This window comes from Roseibium sp. JB4-4, from assembly GCF_055693425.1.
In genome coordinates this window covers 4448039-4465206 of record NZ_CM146333.1, presented here as the reverse complement: position 1 = coordinate 4465206, position 17168 = coordinate 4448039, and the positions used below count along the sequence as shown (strand labels likewise).

15 protein-coding genes are annotated in these 17168 nt (G+C 55.5%); 8 read left to right on the top strand and 7 right to left on the bottom strand.

Translation table 11 applies throughout. The features are described from left to right. Positions 1–3: 3 nt before the first annotated feature. The 7 genes from ACZ1HV_RS21050 to ACZ1HV_RS21020 form a co-directional block, all read right to left on the bottom strand. On the bottom strand, positions 4–999 hold the full coding sequence (locus ACZ1HV_RS21050) for an ABC transporter ATP-binding protein (RefSeq protein ID WP_298964725.1): 996 nt from the start codon (positions 997–999) through the stop codon (positions 4–6). Next, the gene (locus ACZ1HV_RS21045; RefSeq protein WP_298821980.1) at positions 992–2089 is read right to left on the bottom strand and encodes an ABC transporter ATP-binding protein; all 1098 of its coding nucleotides are present in this window, start codon (positions 2087–2089) and stop codon (positions 992–994) included. Before ACZ1HV_RS21045 ends, ACZ1HV_RS21050 begins: the two co-directional genes overlap by 8 nt. 5 nt (positions 2090–2094) lie before the next feature. Then, positions 2095–2283 (bottom strand): hypothetical protein, encoded by a 189-nt coding sequence (locus ACZ1HV_RS21040; RefSeq protein WP_152500187.1) that lies wholly within the window; start codon positions 2281–2283, stop codon positions 2095–2097. Then, entirely contained in the window at positions 2280–3221 is a 942-nt protein-coding gene (locus ACZ1HV_RS21035; protein WP_152500186.1) for a carbohydrate ABC transporter permease, read from the bottom strand. The genes ACZ1HV_RS21040 and ACZ1HV_RS21035 overlap by 4 nt, the downstream gene beginning before the upstream one ends. Next, positions 3218–4165: a carbohydrate ABC transporter permease gene (locus ACZ1HV_RS21030; protein WP_152500185.1), complete on the bottom strand. Its 948-nt coding sequence runs from the start codon at positions 4163–4165 to the stop codon at positions 3218–3220. Before ACZ1HV_RS21030 ends, ACZ1HV_RS21035 begins: the two co-directional genes overlap by 4 nt. 171 nt (positions 4166–4336) lie before the next feature. Next, the gene (locus tag ACZ1HV_RS21025) at positions 4337–5656 is read right to left on the bottom strand and encodes an ABC transporter substrate-binding protein (protein WP_472716205.1); all 1320 of its coding nucleotides are present in this window, start codon (positions 5654–5656) and stop codon (positions 4337–4339) included. Positions 5657–5882: 226 nt separating this feature from the next. Next, the gene (locus ACZ1HV_RS21020) at positions 5883–6911 is read right to left on the bottom strand and encodes a LacI family DNA-binding transcriptional regulator (protein WP_472716204.1); all 1029 of its coding nucleotides are present in this window, start codon (positions 6909–6911) and stop codon (positions 5883–5885) included. A 323-nt stretch (positions 6912–7234) separates the two neighbouring features. On the opposite strand from ACZ1HV_RS21020, the gene ACZ1HV_RS21015 reads away from it, so the two are divergent. The 8 genes from ACZ1HV_RS21015 to ACZ1HV_RS20980 all read left to right on the top strand — a co-directional run bounded on the left by ACZ1HV_RS21015 (position 7235) and on the right by ACZ1HV_RS20980 (position 17156). Continuing rightward, a complete protein-coding gene (locus tag ACZ1HV_RS21015; protein WP_298986918.1) occupies positions 7235–8311 on the top strand; it encodes a coiled-coil domain-containing protein in 1077 nt (358 codons plus the stop codon). A gap of 17 nt (positions 8312–8328) precedes the next feature. After that, positions 8329–9462 carry a hypothetical protein gene (locus ACZ1HV_RS21010; RefSeq protein WP_298964718.1) on the top strand — a complete coding sequence of 378 codons (1134 nt, stop codon included), beginning with the start codon at positions 8329–8331 and terminating at the stop codon, positions 9460–9462. Positions 9463–9471: 9 nt separating this feature from the next. Beyond that, on the top strand, positions 9472–11421 hold the full coding sequence (locus tag ACZ1HV_RS21005) for an ATP-binding protein (protein WP_298964715.1): 1950 nt from the start codon (positions 9472–9474) through the stop codon (positions 11419–11421). Then, a complete protein-coding gene (locus tag ACZ1HV_RS21000) occupies positions 11418–12791 on the top strand; it encodes a DUF6638 family protein (RefSeq protein ID WP_472716203.1) in 1374 nt (457 codons plus the stop codon). The genes ACZ1HV_RS21005 and ACZ1HV_RS21000 overlap by 4 nt, the downstream gene beginning before the upstream one ends. After that, on the top strand, positions 12788–13459 hold the full coding sequence (locus tag ACZ1HV_RS20995) for a DUF1523 family protein (protein ID WP_298964710.1): 672 nt from the start codon (positions 12788–12790) through the stop codon (positions 13457–13459). Before ACZ1HV_RS21000 ends, ACZ1HV_RS20995 begins: the two co-directional genes overlap by 4 nt. A gap of 289 nt (positions 13460–13748) precedes the next feature. After that, complete coding sequence (locus ACZ1HV_RS20990) at positions 13749–14780, top strand: LacI family DNA-binding transcriptional regulator (protein ID WP_298821988.1); 1032 nt, start codon at positions 13749–13751, stop codon at positions 14778–14780. An 84-nt stretch (positions 14781–14864) separates the two neighbouring features. Continuing rightward, positions 14865–16169, top strand: a complete 1305-nt coding sequence (locus tag ACZ1HV_RS20985) for an ABC transporter substrate-binding protein (protein WP_298986925.1) — start codon at positions 14865–14867, stop codon at positions 16167–16169. A gap of 120 nt (positions 16170–16289) precedes the next feature. Further along, positions 16290–17156, top strand: a complete 867-nt coding sequence (locus tag ACZ1HV_RS20980; protein WP_298821990.1) for a carbohydrate ABC transporter permease — start codon at positions 16290–16292, stop codon at positions 17154–17156. Positions 17157–17168 lie beyond the last annotated feature (12 nt).

Below are 17168 nucleotides of genomic sequence, written 5' to 3'. Positions count from 1 at the left end.
TCCTCAGGCAATTCTGGCGCCGCTGGCGTCAAAAAACAGTGGATTGCGTGGCTGGATGGCAAGCGTGTCGCCGGCTTCATATGTCGCGCGGTTTTCCGACAACGTGACGATCTCATGCCCTTCAAGCGACAAATGCAGGCGTGTCTGGTCGCCGAGATGCTCAACGCGCCTGATCTGCGATGGTTTTCCCTCACCTTGCGCAATGTGCTCCGGACGAAGCCCGATGGTTTTGGCACCCGACGGCGCTCCGGCGAACATGTCGGCTGGCAACACATTGATCCGCGGTTGTCCCAAACGTCCGGCGACATAAAGATTGACCGGGTCTTCGTAGATTTCCCGCGGCGTTCCAAACTGGACGAGGCGTCCTTCGTCGAGCACCCCGACATGGGTTGCCATGGTCATCGCCTCGATCTGATCGTGCGTCACATAGAGCATCGTGGCGCCAAGGCTTTCCTGAATGCGCTTCAGTTCTATCCTGAGGTCCGATCTCAGCTTGGCATCGAGCGAACTCAGCGGCTCATCCATAAGATAGATGGAAGGCGAGCGCACAAGGGCGCGACCTATCGATACGCGCTGCATTTCGCCGCCGGACAGATTGGTCGCCTTGTTGTTGAGCTTGTGGGAAATCTTCAGGACATCCGCCACTTCCGCAACTTTCCTGTCGACTTCCTCTTTGGGCGTCTTCAACAAGGGCGAGCGAAGCGGAAATGCCAGATTGTCACGCACGCTGAGATGCGGATACAGCGAATACTGCTGAAAAACCATGGCGACATTGCGCTGTGCCGGCGTGTCGCTGGCCACGGAACGACCACCGATCATGATGTCACCCTGATCGGGCTGCTCCAGACCCGCGATCAGACGCAAGATTGTGGTCTTTCCGGCTCCGGTCGGTCCAAGCAGGGTCACAAAAGCCCCGTTTGCGATCGTCATCGTGACATCGTGAACGGCCTGCGTGTCACCGAATGCCTTTGACAGATTGGCAAGTTTAACCTCAGCCATGGGCCAGCACTCCTTCGTTCAGTGAGGACCTCAATGCGCGACCCGACTGGTTGTCGAACAGGGTTACCGTGGACCCGTTGAAGTCCAGCCCGACATGTTCACCTGCACGCACTTTTTTGTCGGACGGTATCCGGGCTTTCAGTTCTCCGCTGGCCGATCTAAGCGTCACGATTTGTGTTGTGCCGAGATACTCAGCTGCAAGAACCTCGCTGCGGAAACCGGCATTGTCCGTCAAGGATATGTGCTCAGGCCGGATACCGAAGACCATGTCGCCCTCAAAAGGCTCTTGAAGCATCGGAACAGCCAGATCCTCATGATGCATCTGCACCGACGAAGAGCCTGCATGAACCTCACCGTGGAAACGCAGGAAATTCATCGAGGGCGACCCTATGAAATCCGCAACGAACATGGAGGCAGGCTTGTCGTAGATGTCCTGTGGCGTGCCGAATTGCTCGATCACGCCATGATTCATGACGACAATCTTGTCACCCATTTGCATGGCTTCCAGCTGATCATGCGTTACGTAAACCGTGGTGGCGTTCATCCTGTCGTGCAGTGCACGCAGCTCTTCTGCCATCCGTTCGCGAAATTCCGCATCAAGAGCCCCAAGCGGCTCGTCCATCATGAACGCCTTGGGATCGCGGACAATCGCCCGGCCCAACGCCACACGCTGGCGATCGCCACCGGAAAGGCCGCCAACCGGGCGGTCGAGAATGTCCTCGATCCCCAGGATCCTGGAGACTTCGCCGACCTTCTCTTTCACTTGGCTCTTGGGCATGCCCTGACTGATCAATGGATAGCTGATGTTTTTGCGCACATTCATGTGCGGATAGAGCGCAAACATCTGGAAGACAAAGGCGATGTCCCGTTTGCTCGCCGGTTTCTGCCCAACTTCCTCCCCATCGATATAGATCTCGCCCGAGGTTGGCAGTTCCAGCCCGGCGATCATGCGCAGGGTCGTTGTCTTGCCGCAGCCGGATGGGCCTAGCAGCATGAAGAACTCGCCGTCCTCGATCTTGAAGGAAGAAGACTGCACGGCCGTGAAGTCGCCGAATTCCTTTCTGAGGTTCCTGATCACGATTTCAGCCATGACGGTTACTCCGGAAAATGGCTGACAACGATGAACATCACCGTTCCGGTCAGCGTGACTATGAAGGAATAGGTGTAGGCCCAGAGGAAAAGCGGTTGCATCAGCATGATCACGCCGACCGCGATCAGGATGGATGCGAGCATTTCCCACGACCCGCGGCGAAAGCGGGCCAAACCGCTGACAAATTCACTCATTTGCGTACCGCTCCGAAGGTTATGCCGCGCAGGAGATGCTTGCGGAGAAGAACCGTGAAAACCATGACCGGAACCAGAAACAGCGTTGCCCCAGCTGCGACCGCCGGCCAGTCCTGGCCGCCGACACCGATAATGGTCGGGATGAATGGAGGGGCTGTCTGGGCCGTACCCGATGTCAGCAGAACTGCAAAGGCATATTCATTCCAGGAAAAGATCAGACAGAAGATGGCTGTTGATGCGATCCCGGTTGCCGCCTGTGGCAACACCACTTTGTAAAAGGCCTGGAACCGCGTGTAGCCGTCGATCAGCGCCGCTTCCTCGTATTCTCTCGGGATTTCGTCGATGAAGCCCTTGAGCAGCCAGACGGCCAGAGAAATGTTCACGGCCGTATAGAGCAGGATCATGCCGAGATGCGTGTCGGAGAGCCCCAGGGTGCGGAACATCAGGAAGATGGGAATGGCGACGGCAATTGGCGGCATCATCCGGGTCGACAGGATGAAAAACAGGAGATCATCCTTCAACGGCACCTTGAAACGCGAGAAGGCATAGGCGGCAAGCGTTCCCAGGAAAACCGACAGAAAAGTGGATCCGAAGCCGATGATCACGGAATTGAGGAAGCGTTCGCCGTAGCGGGACGGACCGGCAATCACCATGTCACGGTCCCGCACGATTTCCTCGTACCAGGTCGCAGGTGGCGGAAGCGCTTCCAGCTGTTCCGGAGTGACGCGTGTTCGCGTCGTGAAAAGGTTCACGTACCCTTCCAGGGAAGGCTCGAAGACCACTTTCGGTGGATAGGCAATGGCGTCGTTCGGCGACTTGAAGCCTGTTGTCAGGATCCAGACAAGCGGCAGAAGCGTGATTACCGCGTAAGCAATGACAAGAGAGCCGGCCACCCACTTCTGTCGCGCAGACGGTTCTGTGATGGAATAGCTGCTCATCTTTCTTTCACCTTGTTAAGCGCCTTCACGTAGATCGAAGCCAGACCGAACACAGTCACGAACAGGATGATCGCGTAGGCGGACGCATATCCAGTTCGCCATTTCTCGAAGGCTTCGCGCTTCAGGTTGATGGAGGTGAGTTCCGTGACCGAACCGGGGCCGCCACCTGTCAGCTGGACGACCAGATCGAACATCTTGAAGTTCTCGATGCCGCGGAAGAGCACAGCCAGCATCAGGAACGGCAGCACCATTGGAACGGTGATCGTCCAGAATTGGCGCCAACGGCTGGCGCGGTCAATTTCCGCTGCTTCATAGATATAGTCAGGTATCGACCGGAGCCCCGCCAGACAAATGAGCATGACGAAAGGCGTCCACATCCAGGTGTCGACAATCACAATTGCCCAGGGCGCGAGAGCGACATCGCCGATCATCTGGAAAGAGGAAGGATCGACGCCGGTGAGAAAGGAGATTCCGTAGTTGAACAGGCCGATCTGCGGCTGATAGAGAAACGTCCAGAAATTGCCGACCACTGCCGGAGACAGCATCATCGGCAGGACGATCAGCGTCGTCCAGAGATCATTCCCCTTGAACTTGCGATTGATCAGCCAGGCAAGGGTGAAGCCGATCAGAACCTGAAGGAAGATCGTCCAGAACAGGAAGTGAGCCGTTGCCTGCATCGTCAGCCAGATGTCGCCATCCGTCAGGATGCGCTCGTAGTTGCGCAGCCCGATGTAATCGACTTCCCTGTTTGGCCTGTTGGCGCGAAAATTCGTGAAGCTCAGATTGATCGTCCAGATCAACGGAAAAATATTCACCGCAAGCAGCAGGAAGATCGTCGGAGCAACAAACAGCCACGCTATCGCGCGATCAGAAAGCCCTTTGATTTTGCCGGCGACACCTGGAGGTGTCGCCTTGGCTATGCGGTCGATGGGAGTGTCGGACATAAGACGCCCTTCTTAAGGTCCATAGAATGAAAGAGGCTGACCTGTGCAGGATGCGTTGGACGCACCGGAGCTTCCCTTGCGGGCCGGGCGCGCATTCGGTCAGCCCGCTCGGGCCAGACTTTCAATGACAGGCAGCCACCTTGGACGCGGCTGCCTGCGGTTCTCGCTCGCTTAGAGCTTGCCCTCATCTTCGAAGGTCTCGGTCCAGTCCCCGATCAGTTTGTCGAGAGCTTCCTTGGCCGTTCCCTGGTCGGCGACGACGTAGTCATGAAGACGTTTCTGCATAGCCAGCAACAACTCGGCATAGGCCGGTTCCTGCCAGAAATCCATGACGCCATCCATGGCGAGAAGGAAGTCGGACGCAAAGGGGGCACTGTCGGCAAAACCCGGATCGTTCAGAACGCTCACATGACAGGAATAGCCGCCAAGATCCCACCATTTCTTCTGAACGGATGGCTGAGCAAACCACTTGATGTATTCAAGTGCCGCATCCTGGTTCTCCGAATAGGCCACAACGGAGATACCCTGCCCGCCTAGCGTCGAGGCTTCCTTGTTTTGTCCCGGGTTCACGAAGAAACCGATCTTGTCGCCGCCGATGTCCGGATCTGCGTAGAGACCGGGGAAGAAGGCAAACCAGTTCATGGCGATTGCCACCTGACCGGATTTGAAGGCATCAAGCGACTGTTCCATGTAGCTGTCGGTGTAACCCGGAGGCGTTCCGGTCTTGTAGAGTTCTTTGTAGAACTCAAGCCCGGCAACAGCTTCGGGCGAATTGACCGCCCCTTCCATGTCGTACTTGCCGGGGGTCATTTCATATTTGAAACCGAAAGGATACATGGCACTTGTTGCGCCCATGGTGATGCCTTCGGACCCACGCTCGGTGAAGATCGCAGCGCCGTAGCGTGTCTGACCGTCGATCTCGCGGCCCTGGAAGAACTGGGCAATCTCAAGAAGTTCTGCCTGTGTCTTCGGAGGCGCCAGATCACGCCCATGCTGCGCCTTGAAAGCTTCCTGAATTTCAGGAAGGGCAAACCAGTCCTTGCGATAGAACCAGCCGTTGGCGTCGCCCATTGCAGGAAGCGCGTAGTAATTCGGCGTGCCTTTGGGCCACGTTGAATAGGCATAGACGGTTGCCGGAGCAAAATCGTCCATGCTGATGCCTTCCTTGTCGAAGAACTCGTTCAGCTTGACGTAATGGCCGTTTTCCGCACCCCCGCCGATCCATTGGCTGTCGCCGATCAGCAGGTCGCAAAGCTTACCACCCGAATTCAATTCATTGAGCATCCGGTCGGCAAAGTTCGGCCAGGGCACAAACTCGAACTTCATTGTGTGGCCGGACTCCGCTTCGAATTCCTTCGACAGCTCGACGAGAGCGTTCGCCGGATCCCAGGCGGCCCAGCAAAGCGTCAACTCGGCAGCCTGTGCGTTGGAGACAGAAAGCCCGCTCATGGCGGCAAATGCGGTCGCCGCGAATAACTTCGCAGTTTTCATGGATGTAATCCTCCCGAATTGGTGGTGCGCCGGCACCTGCCGGGGCAACGCACTCCTCCAAGTGCGCGCCGACGGTAATTGACATACGTATGTCTGGTCAACACAAAAACTGACATACGTCTTTCTTTTTGATTCAAGAATGACCAAAATCCGCCCCGAGATTTGATTTAGTGCATTGAAATATTTCACCTAAACCGAAAAAAGTCGGTAGATCAAAATTCAAAAATCAATAGAGATTCTCGCGCATGATGATCTCGATGCGGATTCTTTCCTGCGCTTCATAGATGTCGGCGCCATCACATTTGGCCCGCAGGACACGGATCGCACTGCGGACGAGATGACCGACATTCTGGGCGATAATCGCGTCAAGCTCACCGTCGAGAAGCGCTTGACGCGTCACGGCGGTCAAGTCATGCGCAATTGCGATCAGATCGCTCAACCCGGATTGAGCCCTCAGAGCATCCAGCATGGCCGCATTGCCGGACCCCATCGAATAGACCGCTTTGAGGTCGGGATTGGAACGCACGGCATGACCCAATGTCTCCCGGATACGCTCCGCGTCATCATGAAACTCGATTGTCGGCAGTGTCTTGAGATGGGGGAACTCGCCCGAAAGCACTTCATCAAGCCCGAAACGGCGCTCGATACTGTCACGAGCGACCATTGAATTGGTGACGACGAGAATGCTGCCTGTTTCGTTTCGCAGGAACTTTCCAAGGAGTGCACCGGCGGTTTTGCCAGCTGAAAAGTTGTCTATACCGGCAAAATAATCGCATCCCGAATTCGGCAAATCGGAGACAAGCGCCACAACATAGATGCCAGCGCTCTTGATATGCGCAATCGCGTCGCGGACCTGCGGGGTTTCGGGAACCATGATCGCAACACCGTCGAGTGATGACAGATCGAGTGCCTTCAGATTGTCGACGACAGCATGCGGGTCCGCGGCATTGACGGACAGGATGCGGAATTCGGTTCGGTCTGCAACCTGCGCCCATGTCGCCTCGTGAATGGCAGCCACAATGGTTTCAACCAGATGATTGGGGCCTTCCGGCAATACGAATGCAAATCTATATCGCCTTTGCTTGGCAAGATTGGCCGCGTTGGTATCCCGCACATATCCGAGTTTTCTGACAGCCGCCTTGACCCGTTCGGCATTTTTTGGCCGCACGTCAGCACGGCCGTTGAGAACCCGGTCGACCGTCGACAGACTAACGCCGGCCTCGCGCGCGATATCATGCACTGTCGGCTTGACCATCACTCCTCCTTCAGGAGATCAATGTCGCGCAACGAACTGACATACGTCAATCAGTTTTGCCATATCAACAGCTTTCCCGGCTGAATTACCGAAGTTGTCTCAGTCACTTGACGTGTATCCATCGCTGTTGGACGAGCCATAACACTTATCAATGCCTGCGAAAGTCACTCTGCAATAAAGCGATTCAGTCAGAACGACAACGCAAACCCAGCAACCGGATTTGCAATCGGGTTAACCGGCGGAAGATAGCGCCTTGTAATTGTATTTCCATGGAGAGTTGTTAAATAGAAGACGTAAAAATTATCAATTTCGGGAATGGTCAAATGGCGGATTTCAACGCGCAGATTGAAAAGTCTAAAACAGAAGTGGCGGCGGCCCGTCAGAAGATTGACGAACTGACCTCAAAAATTGAAACGGCGCGCACGAAACTCGATGCCGGCCAGGACATTTCCATCGACATCGAAAACGCCACACTGGATGACGTGCACGCGCACACCGAACTGATGGGCGCCAACATTGCCGAACTCATTATGGGGCTTGACGATGTGACGGCGACCTTCTCCAAGGACTTCGACGCCATGCGGTCCAAGACCGGTTGGGAAAGCTTCATCGGGATCTTTTCCAAGGCACGGTCTGACAGCATTCGTCAGGAACGGATGCGCAGCGCCAGCATCGACGACAAGCTGCAGGATTTGATCACCAAGTCCAACGTTATCGGACAGTTGCTGCAGGAACAGCTCAACACCTTGAACGAACACAGCAAGCGCGTTGAAACCAATTTGAGCGAAACACTCTCAAAACGCGAAGAAACGGTTGGGGCGCTCGAAGACATCAAGGCGAAGATCCTGGCCATGGACCCGGACATCATTTCCCTTGAAAACAAGATCTCCGTCGAAACCGATGCCGCAGAACGCACCAAACTGGAGAGTCAGCTTGCGGAAAAAAATGCTGAGTACAATCGCCTTGCTCAGGAAGAACAGGTCAAGCTGGCAGAAAGCCAGACGCTTGAACGCTATATCGAAAAAGGCAAAACCTGGGTCGACAGCCTGCAGAACCAGGCCGCAACCCAGATGGTCCTGATCAACAAGCTGCAGACGGATACCAAACAGCGCGTGGTTCTTTATGATGCCCTTGTTAAGTCCCTGAAGACCGCTCAGCAGCAGGACATCGCCCACAAGATCAACGAGATCGGCGTTGCGACCGACAAGGAAGCGCAATCTGCCATGGCCGCCATCGGATCTGCCACAAACCAGCGTATGGCGGACATGATGGAAGCACACGAAGATCACATGGTGTTTGCCCGCAAAGTTCTGGAAGAAAAGGCAAAATCGGACGAACGGTTTGCTCGCCGGTTCCAGCAGATCGTCGACAAGCACGACAAAAACGCCTATGGCGCCTAGGTCTTGAGGGCTGAGCCTTGGACCTGACCCTTGATCACAGGACATTGGAAGAAGCGCATGAAACGCGGCGCTACTTCGCCAAGTTTGAGCGCATCATCTCGCACTTGAAGGGCGTGGCAGACAGTGTTGTGTCCGAGAACACGGCCCTGGCAAGCGAAGTCCCGATCCTGCAGGCCTATCTAGACAGGCTGTCAGGAACCTTCACGGCGCTTTCCTATAAGTACCTGCTGGCCGGACGGGTTTCTGACAAGTTACCTCATCTTCTGAGTATCGATCGTCAGGACAGCGGCTTTCCGGTCTACCAGGAGCTTCTGCAAATGGCCAATGATGCCATGCAGGCGCAAAACCATCTAAGATCGTTGCCGACAATGCGCGACCTGAAACTGGCGATGGTCAACCATATCCTTCAGGAGAATACTGTTCCGGTAAACCTGCAATTCGCAGCCTCCGAACGTCAGTATTATGATGAACTGGCCAATGGCCAACTGTTTTGGGCGCGCAATGATCCCAGGATCGCATGGTCCGGAAATCTGAGCGACAAACGGCGTCGATACCGGCTGCACTGGGCAGTTTATGACAGTCAGCAGAACATCCCGCTGATCTATATTCTAGACCTTGAAGACACCGGCAGGCGACCGCTGGCCAAGGACGAGCGTCGATGGCCCCGCGTCCAAAGTCATCTCATGGCCCAATCAGCCGCGTCCTTGAAGCTGCTGACCATTGCACGTGGCTTCGACCGCGACTTCGACGATATACACCCGAAACGCCTGAGACGTTTTTTCGTTGGCCCGATGTACAGCCACACCTTCACTCAACAATCTGGCCCCTTGCGTGAAGTTCTGGCACAGGCCGGGCAAAAACCGGGTGAAGACTGGGCACTTGCCTGGACTACGGAAACGTTGCTGGCTGCCAATATCGAATATGAACCCGGCGGCTTTTTCTCTACCGTGGAACGCCAGATTTTTCAGCTGGATCCGCTTGCAGCGACTGCCCAGGAAGACACGGGCACTGCAGGCCACACACAGCAGCAGCGATCTCTGATCTTGCCTCAACGTCCGTACCAGGTGCTGGAAGAACTCGACCCACCTGGGTTCGCCCCTATCCGCAAATATGCCGTCAGTCCGAATGGCAAAATTCTTAGCTACAGGTAGGTTTTTCGCGTGACCCTGACCAACGACCTCATGGAACTGAAAGAAGACAAGATCCGCGAAAAATACAAGATTGCGGAAGCCTTGCTTGAAGGGTTCGACCACACCCCGCGCATTGCCGCAAGACGCGAACCAGACATGGTGCCTGAACGCTCGCCCGGGTTGGGTCGCCGGCGCCGGTTTCGCTCGACCACTCCGGGCCTGGTCACCCGGTCAACAGCACGTCCTGAAGGTGTCCAGCTGACGGCGCGCATCCTTGACAGCGACGACGATGTTCTGACGACGCCGACGCAGGCAAGCATCTTGCGCGCCCTTCGCCGTGCGCTTTCCGTGGCGCATGTAACCTCAGACCAGTTCTCCGAACAGACAGGCCTTGCAGACCTCAAACGCTCCAATCTAGCCGGTACACTCGACGCTTCTCACAAGGTGCGCTTTCAGGAACTTCTTTCCGCCTCGTCTCTGATTTCACTCCACGTCTTCGCAAATATGACGGACTTTCTTCTTTCCGGCCTTGCTGCTGAGAGCGGGGAAACCGACATCCAGTGCGGCGAAGTTGAAGAAATCCTGATCGACAACGATCAACTCGCTCTACACGGCGTCCTCTGGGAGCTCGACCAGGAAATCGCCTCAGCAGGAGTTGAAACCGATAATCAACTCGTGGCTCTGATCACCTCGTTCTGCGAACAGTTGATGGAAAAGGTGACTCTGCGCGCAGAGGGCAATACGTCTTTGAAGCCCTTCTCAGATGACCGTTATCGGGTTGAGGCCGACGATTTTGAGATTACCGGCTTCACGCCATCGGCGCGGGCCCGCACGACGACATTGACGATGGCCTTCAAGAAACCCGAGGAAGTCGTCGGCAATCACATTGCCAAATACCAGGCTATGAAGCTCTCAAAAATGCTGATGGCTTATGATTTTGAGCGCAAACTGAACCCGTTTGCCGAGCTGGGAGGTTTCATTTTCACCTTCATGGGCGACGGCAAACCGGGCACCGGTAAAACCACGCTCATTCAGATGATGGCCGGCATGGTCAATGAATATTGTGTGGTGGCCGGATATCCGTTCCGCTACGAGAACCTGTCAACGGAAAGCATCGACAGTTACCAGGGCAAGTCGGCCCAGAACGCCAAGGCTTTCATCCGCAATGTGACCGACCCGAATGTAATCGGCTTCGGCACGATTGACGACATCGACCAGCTTGCAGGCAAGCGCGGCGACCGGCAGTCATCTGCCGGTCAGCTGGAGATAACGGCAGTTTTGATGGAAAGCTTTGCCGGCGCTAATACGGTTGTGCGCGGCAACTGTACATTCGGGATGTTTTCCAACTATCCGGAAAATGTCGACGATGCCTTGCGTCAGCGTGCCGGTGCCCGCTTTCTGGTCGACGGACCACAGAGCCGTGAAGACTATATCGACATCTTGCATCTGTTGATGGGCAAGAACCACACGATCCCTGTAGGCAACCACGACCTCTTTGAAGCCCAGGCAATCAAGAAAGCCGTGGCGGCGTCCTATGACAGCCATTCGCAGCCGCAGGAAGACGCGTTGCTGAACGTGTTTCAGAAGATCAGTTCCGATATCGGGGCGCTGGATACCATTGCCAAACTGGGCACATACCTGAAAGCCATTCAAGAAGCAGACGAGCGTTTCACGGGTCGTGCGATCAAGAACATCACCGACGCTGTCAAGGTCCGCGCGATGGACTTCGAATTGCCGGACGAATGGATGGAGAACCCGGACCTTTTCCTGTTCAAGGACTATGAGACCAAGAAGTCCATGATCGCGGAGCTGGCGCAACCGATCACGATCGAGATGGTTATCCAGGAGATCAATCGCTACGCCGACAGCGAGTTCCGTTACGCAGACAAGTCGGACGAGGCCGCAATCGAAAACGCTGTGAGAGACATGCAGCGTATGGAAGAAGCCAAGAAGCGCTTCCTGGAGACGTCCCGCCTATGATGCGTCTGGTCAGACATGGGCTGATGTTCGGCAATCTCGTGGAGGTAACGTCGCCATCCATGGTGCGCCGGTACAACCGTGCCCTGGAGCATCTGACTGGAAAGACCACAAAACTGGAGGAGTTCCATATCGACATCTCCGGGTTTTCGCCGGAGATCGGTGACGAGCTGGACGATCCGAACTATCTCAATCCGCACGGGTGCAACCGGCTGTTCATCTTCTTGTCGACCGCCCAAAAGACAGCACCCTTGCTCAACGCCCACTTTTCCTTCTCCCGCACCATTTTGCGGCGTTACATCGACCGGAATGAAGAGCAGCTGTTTGCGCTGACATTGCACGATGCGGTGGTGGGTGAACTGCTGAACACGGTATATACGATCCGCTCGCCGCTGGATCTTTTTGACATTCGCCAGATCGAAATCGAAGCTGACACTGTCGGCGCGCACGTTGCGGCCAGCGACGAACTCTCGTCAAAGATCCATGCGTTCATGAGCGAGCCGGATGGTTGGTGGGACGATGTGCTGATTGCCGAGATGATCGAATTGTCCAAACATACGGGCGACATCATCCGCACACCGCTGAAGCTGGAACCGCAAAGTTTTGACGAAGGGAACTTCCACACCTCGCACTATGGCGGGCTTTATGTTTTCCGCGACGTGAAACGTACCGCGTGCGTTGCGTCCAAAAATGTGGACATCGTTTCCGATCTGCCGGTCAAGTATGTGCTGACACTTCGGGACCGCAAAGCGATCGCAACCTACCTGACAAGGAACGGTTTGATCGAGGCCATCCACGACGTTTTGGGTGCCGATGCAATTGACATCCTCAACCAGAAACTCGATTTCATCGCAATCGACCTGGCCGCATCGCTTGGTGAAGACCTTTCGGAAATCTCACGGCGAGACCTGCGCAACCTCAAGCGAAAGTACCATGCCGAACTGCCAGAGGCTTACCATGCATTGGAAAGCACCGTGCGCCGAATGGCCGCCGGCAGAAAAGTCAGCTGGCCGGATCCGGACGATCCGGCCTTCTTTTATCTTTTCAGGTCAAGCGATCACCAGGACAAGCTGGTGGTCAACAGGCTCTTGGCTGAATTGACGCCACTCGATTTCAGGCAACTATTCATCTGTCACAAGGATGCGTTCTACGACCAGTACCGAACCTGGAGCGAACCCAAAAAGACCTTCGTCGCACAATTTCTTGCCGAAGAATATATGGTTGACAAGGCCGGCACGCGCCAAGAACTGTTCGGAGCAGAACCGGGAATGCAGGAAGACCACCTGGATTTCGGTTTCGGTCAGAACATGGGCCCCTGGGGAGCCATACCCAAGACCCGTGACGATGATGACGACGAGGACGACGACGATTGATCAAGTATCTTAAATGGATCATTGGCATCCCGCTGGTGCTGATCATCGTGGTATTCGCCCACTACACTTTGCCGGGCCGCGATATCGTGCGGATCGTCGGCACGGATGTAAAACGAATGGACATCGGCTCTTCGTCCTGGTTCTGGGCCGCCCCCGATGCGGGCACCAACTCAAACTGGACCAGGGATGTTCGCTTCATCAACACGGTTTGGCCGGACGGCAAACCTCGCGTTTACCGCAACGAGGACACCGACTGGGGCTGGCCGCCCTATTTCAAGTTCGATTCCAGCAACATCACCGCGCAAGCGCAGGACCTGGCCAAGAAAGAGGGTGAGGTCTGGATTGCCGTCACGCATTACGGCTGGCGCATTGAACTGTTCACGATCTTTCCGAACGCAATCGATATCGAAGAGGTGGAAGGTCCGGACGTTCTCCTGGTGCCCTGGTTCAGCATCATCTTTATCCTCGTGCTGTCAGCGCTCGCGCTGCTCGTGCTCCGCACCATGAGCGTTTTCAAGAAAAAGCGCATTGATCCTGTTGTCGAAGGGATCGATGATTTTATGGATGATGTCGGAGAGAACGCTGAACAGGCCAAGGCAAATGCCCAACAACGTGCCAACGAGGCCACAAGCGGCTTCCGGCGCTGGCTGAAGCGCTGGTTCGGCTGACAAAGCGATTGTCCCCAAACTCAGTTTGCACCTCGAATGCAGAGACACCTGCCTTCAACCAGTCTCTTCCGGCGATGTGACGTAAACATCTGATAGTGCGGCCGGTTTTCCCTGCAATCATGAGAATTTGATGGGATAGCCGGCTATTTTTGACGACCTAGTTTCTTGACCCGGCCACGACAAAGTTCCTATTGTAAATATAAAATTTTACTCGCGGAAAGTTTTTGTCGCTCCGTTAGCGGTAAGAACCTGACCAGAACCGATAATGGGCGGAGCGTCAAGGCAACAAATGACGGATCGAAAAATCAGGAACATGGAGGAGTTTGCCTCCGTCAGCGGGATCTCCAGACCAACTGTTTCAAAATACTTCAATGATCCTGACAGCGTGCGCCAGTCAACACGTGAACGGATAGAGCAAGCGCTTGAACGCTATGATTTCCGCCCCAACATCTTTGCCATCAATCAGAACCGCCGGCTGACCAAGAATATCGGGATTGTTGTTCCTTATCTTGCCGATCCCTTTTTCGCCGAAATAGCTCGAAACATTGAACGGCGCTGCATTGACGCCGGCTATTGGCCCACCCTGTTCAGCTCTCACGGTCAACAAAGTCTTGAGAATGACATACTCGGAAGCCTGCGCTCCCTGAAACCGGCAGGAGTGCTGCTTGCGCCGCTCGGCCGAGCGTCGGACCACAGCTATATTGAAAAGTTCTGCAAGGACGTCCCCACCGTTCTGTTCGACAGTAATATTGAAGGGATTGGCGAGGCGTTTGTCGGCTCGGACAATTTCAGTTTCGTGTCGCAGACTGTTGAGTACCTGACACGGTCGGGCGAGCCTCCCTGCTTTTTCGAGATGACCACGCCCGCAAACCCGAACGCAAACAAGCGTCGAGCCGCCTACCTTGAAATGATGGACAGGCTCGGTTTTGAGCCTCATGTGGTCAAAGTTGAAGGCGAAGGATGGGCGTTTGAAGAGATTGGCCGCCAGGGCGCACTCCGGATCCTGGAGGTGCACGGATTTCCAACCGACACGATCCTTTGCAGCAATGACCGCCTGGCAATCGGCCTTCTATCTGCCTGTTACGAAAAAGGTTTCCGGGTTGGACGCGGGGAAGGCTGCGCAATGCGGGTCGCATCGCATGACGATCACCCTTTCTCCAAGTTCACCTGCCCTTCGCTGACGACGGCAGCGCATGACTACGATTCAGTGGCGAACCACGCCTTTGCGACATTAAATGACCTGATCGAAGCCGGCGGCACCTTTAACGACCGCCAGGAAACCCTGTTCGCGGCACGTTTGGTGTTACGCGCGTCCGCCTAAAATTTTACGCGCGCAAATTTTTCTTGACGCCGGGTAATTATTGCCTCAAGGTTTGGCCAACATCCAAGCCAGGGAGGACATAGGATGTATTTGAAGAACGCATTACGTGCGGTCACAGCACTTACTTTGATCACAACAACCAGCGCCTTTGCGGAAACGATTACGATCGCGACCGTGAACAATGGCGACATGATCCGTATGCAGGGTCTGACGGAAGACTTCACGGCAAAGACCGGTCATACGGTCGAGTGGGTCACGCTTGAAGAGAATGTCCTGCGCCAGCGCGTCACTCAGGACATCGCCGCGAAGGGCGGTCAGTTCGATGTCTTGACCATCGGCATGTACGAGACCCCGATCTGGGCGGCAAATGAGTGGCTTGTCTCGCTCGACGACCTGCCTGCCGAATATGACAAAGACGATATCCTGCCCGCAATGCGTGCCGGACTGAGCCATAGCGGCAGCCTTTATGCGGCACCGTTTTACGGCGAGTCGTCCATGATAATGTATCGCACGGACCTGTTGGAAAAAGCCGGTGTCACGATACCGGATGCTCCGACATGGGGCGACGTCGAAGCCGCTGCCAAGGCCATGACGGACAAGGACAACGAAGTCTACGGCATCTGCCTGCGCGGCAAGGCCGGCTGGGGTGAGAACATGGCGTTCATCACCACCGTAGCCAATTCCTTCGGTGCACGCTGGTTCGATGAAAACTGGAAGCCGCAGCTCGACACACCTGAGTGGAAAGAGGCTGTCAGCTTCTATAACAACCTTCTGAACAGCTACGGCCCTCCGGGTGCGTCCACCAACGGCTTCAACGAGAACCTGGCTCTGTTCCAGCAGGGCAAGTGCGGCATGTGGATCGACGCGACTGTTGCGGCATCCTTCGTGACTAACCCGAACGACTCCACGGTTGCTGACAAGGTCGGCTTCGCTCTCGCGCCGAACAAGGAAGGCGTTGATAAACGTTCGAACTGGCTCTGGGCCTGGGCACTCGCCATTCCGGCAGGCACCCAGAAAGAGGCAGCTGCCAAGCAGTTCATCGAATGGGCAACCTCAAAGGAATACATCGAGCTCGTTGCTTCCAAGGAAGGCTGGGCCAATGTACCTCCTGGAGCGCGTACATCGCTCTACGAGAACCCGGAGTACCAGAAGGTCCCGTTCGCCAAGATGACGCTTGAAAGCATCAACGCGGCCAATCCTGACAACCCGACTGTCAAACCGGTTCCTTATGTCGGCATTCAGTATGTCGCTATCCCGGAATGGGCTGGTATCGGCACTGCAGCCGGTCAGGAATTCTCCGCAATGGTTGCCGGTCAGCAGACCGTTGATGAAGCGCTTGCAAAAGCTCAAGCGAACACGGCTGAGGAAATGGAAGCCGCCGGCTACTAAGGGTTTCCTCCCCGACTGCGAGGGCGGAGCACTTCCGCCCTCCCTTTTATACCACCCACCTGCTCCCCATAGCCCCGCTCGTCACGGTAAACTTCTGCCGTCAACAGAGAAGGTGTGTCCATGGCTACCCAGCACTCCCGCTCCGCCGCCCGCATTATGATGGCTCCTGCAGTCATTCTGCTTCTCGGCTGGATGCTTATTCCGCTCACCATGACCCTGGTATTTTCGTTCAAGAGATACCTTCCGCTCCGCGGCGGAGACCTTGGTTGGACCGGTTTCGACAACTATGTCCGTTTCGTCTCTTCCAGTGCCTTTTGGCCGAGTGTTCAAACGACACTCATCATTGTCGGCGGCGTCCTGATCATCACGATTTTTTTCGGGGTCCTGCTCTCCATGCTTCTGGATCAGCCCATGTGGGGCCAGGGCATCGTCCGCATTCTCGTGATTGCACCATTTTTCGTGATGCCGACCGTTTCGGCACTCGTCTGGAAAAACATGTTCATGGATCCGGTGAACGGCCTGTTCGCTCATCTGTGGAAGGCCTTTGGCGCACAGCCGATTGAATGGCTGAGCGACCTGTCGCTGTTTTCGATTATCCTGATCGTGTCCTGGCAATGGCTGCCCTTTGCCACTCTGATCCTGTTGACAGCAATCCAGTCGCTCGACAGTGAGCAGCTTGAGGCAGCCGAAATGGACGGGGCACCGCCCCTGTCGCGTTTCGCTTTCATTGTCCTGCCGCACCTGTCACGTGCCATCACAATCGTCGTGTTGATCCAGACGATCTTCCTGCTGGCGATCTTTGCAGAGATTTTCGTGACCACAAGCGGCGCCTTCGGCACCCGCACACTGACCTACCTGATCTTCCAGCGTGTTCTGGAAAGTCAGAATGTCGGCCTCGGATCTGCCGGTGGTGTCTACGCAATCATCCTTGCCAACATCGTTGCCATCTTCCTGATGCGCATCGTCGGCAAAAACCTGGACACCTGAGGAGGGAAAAAC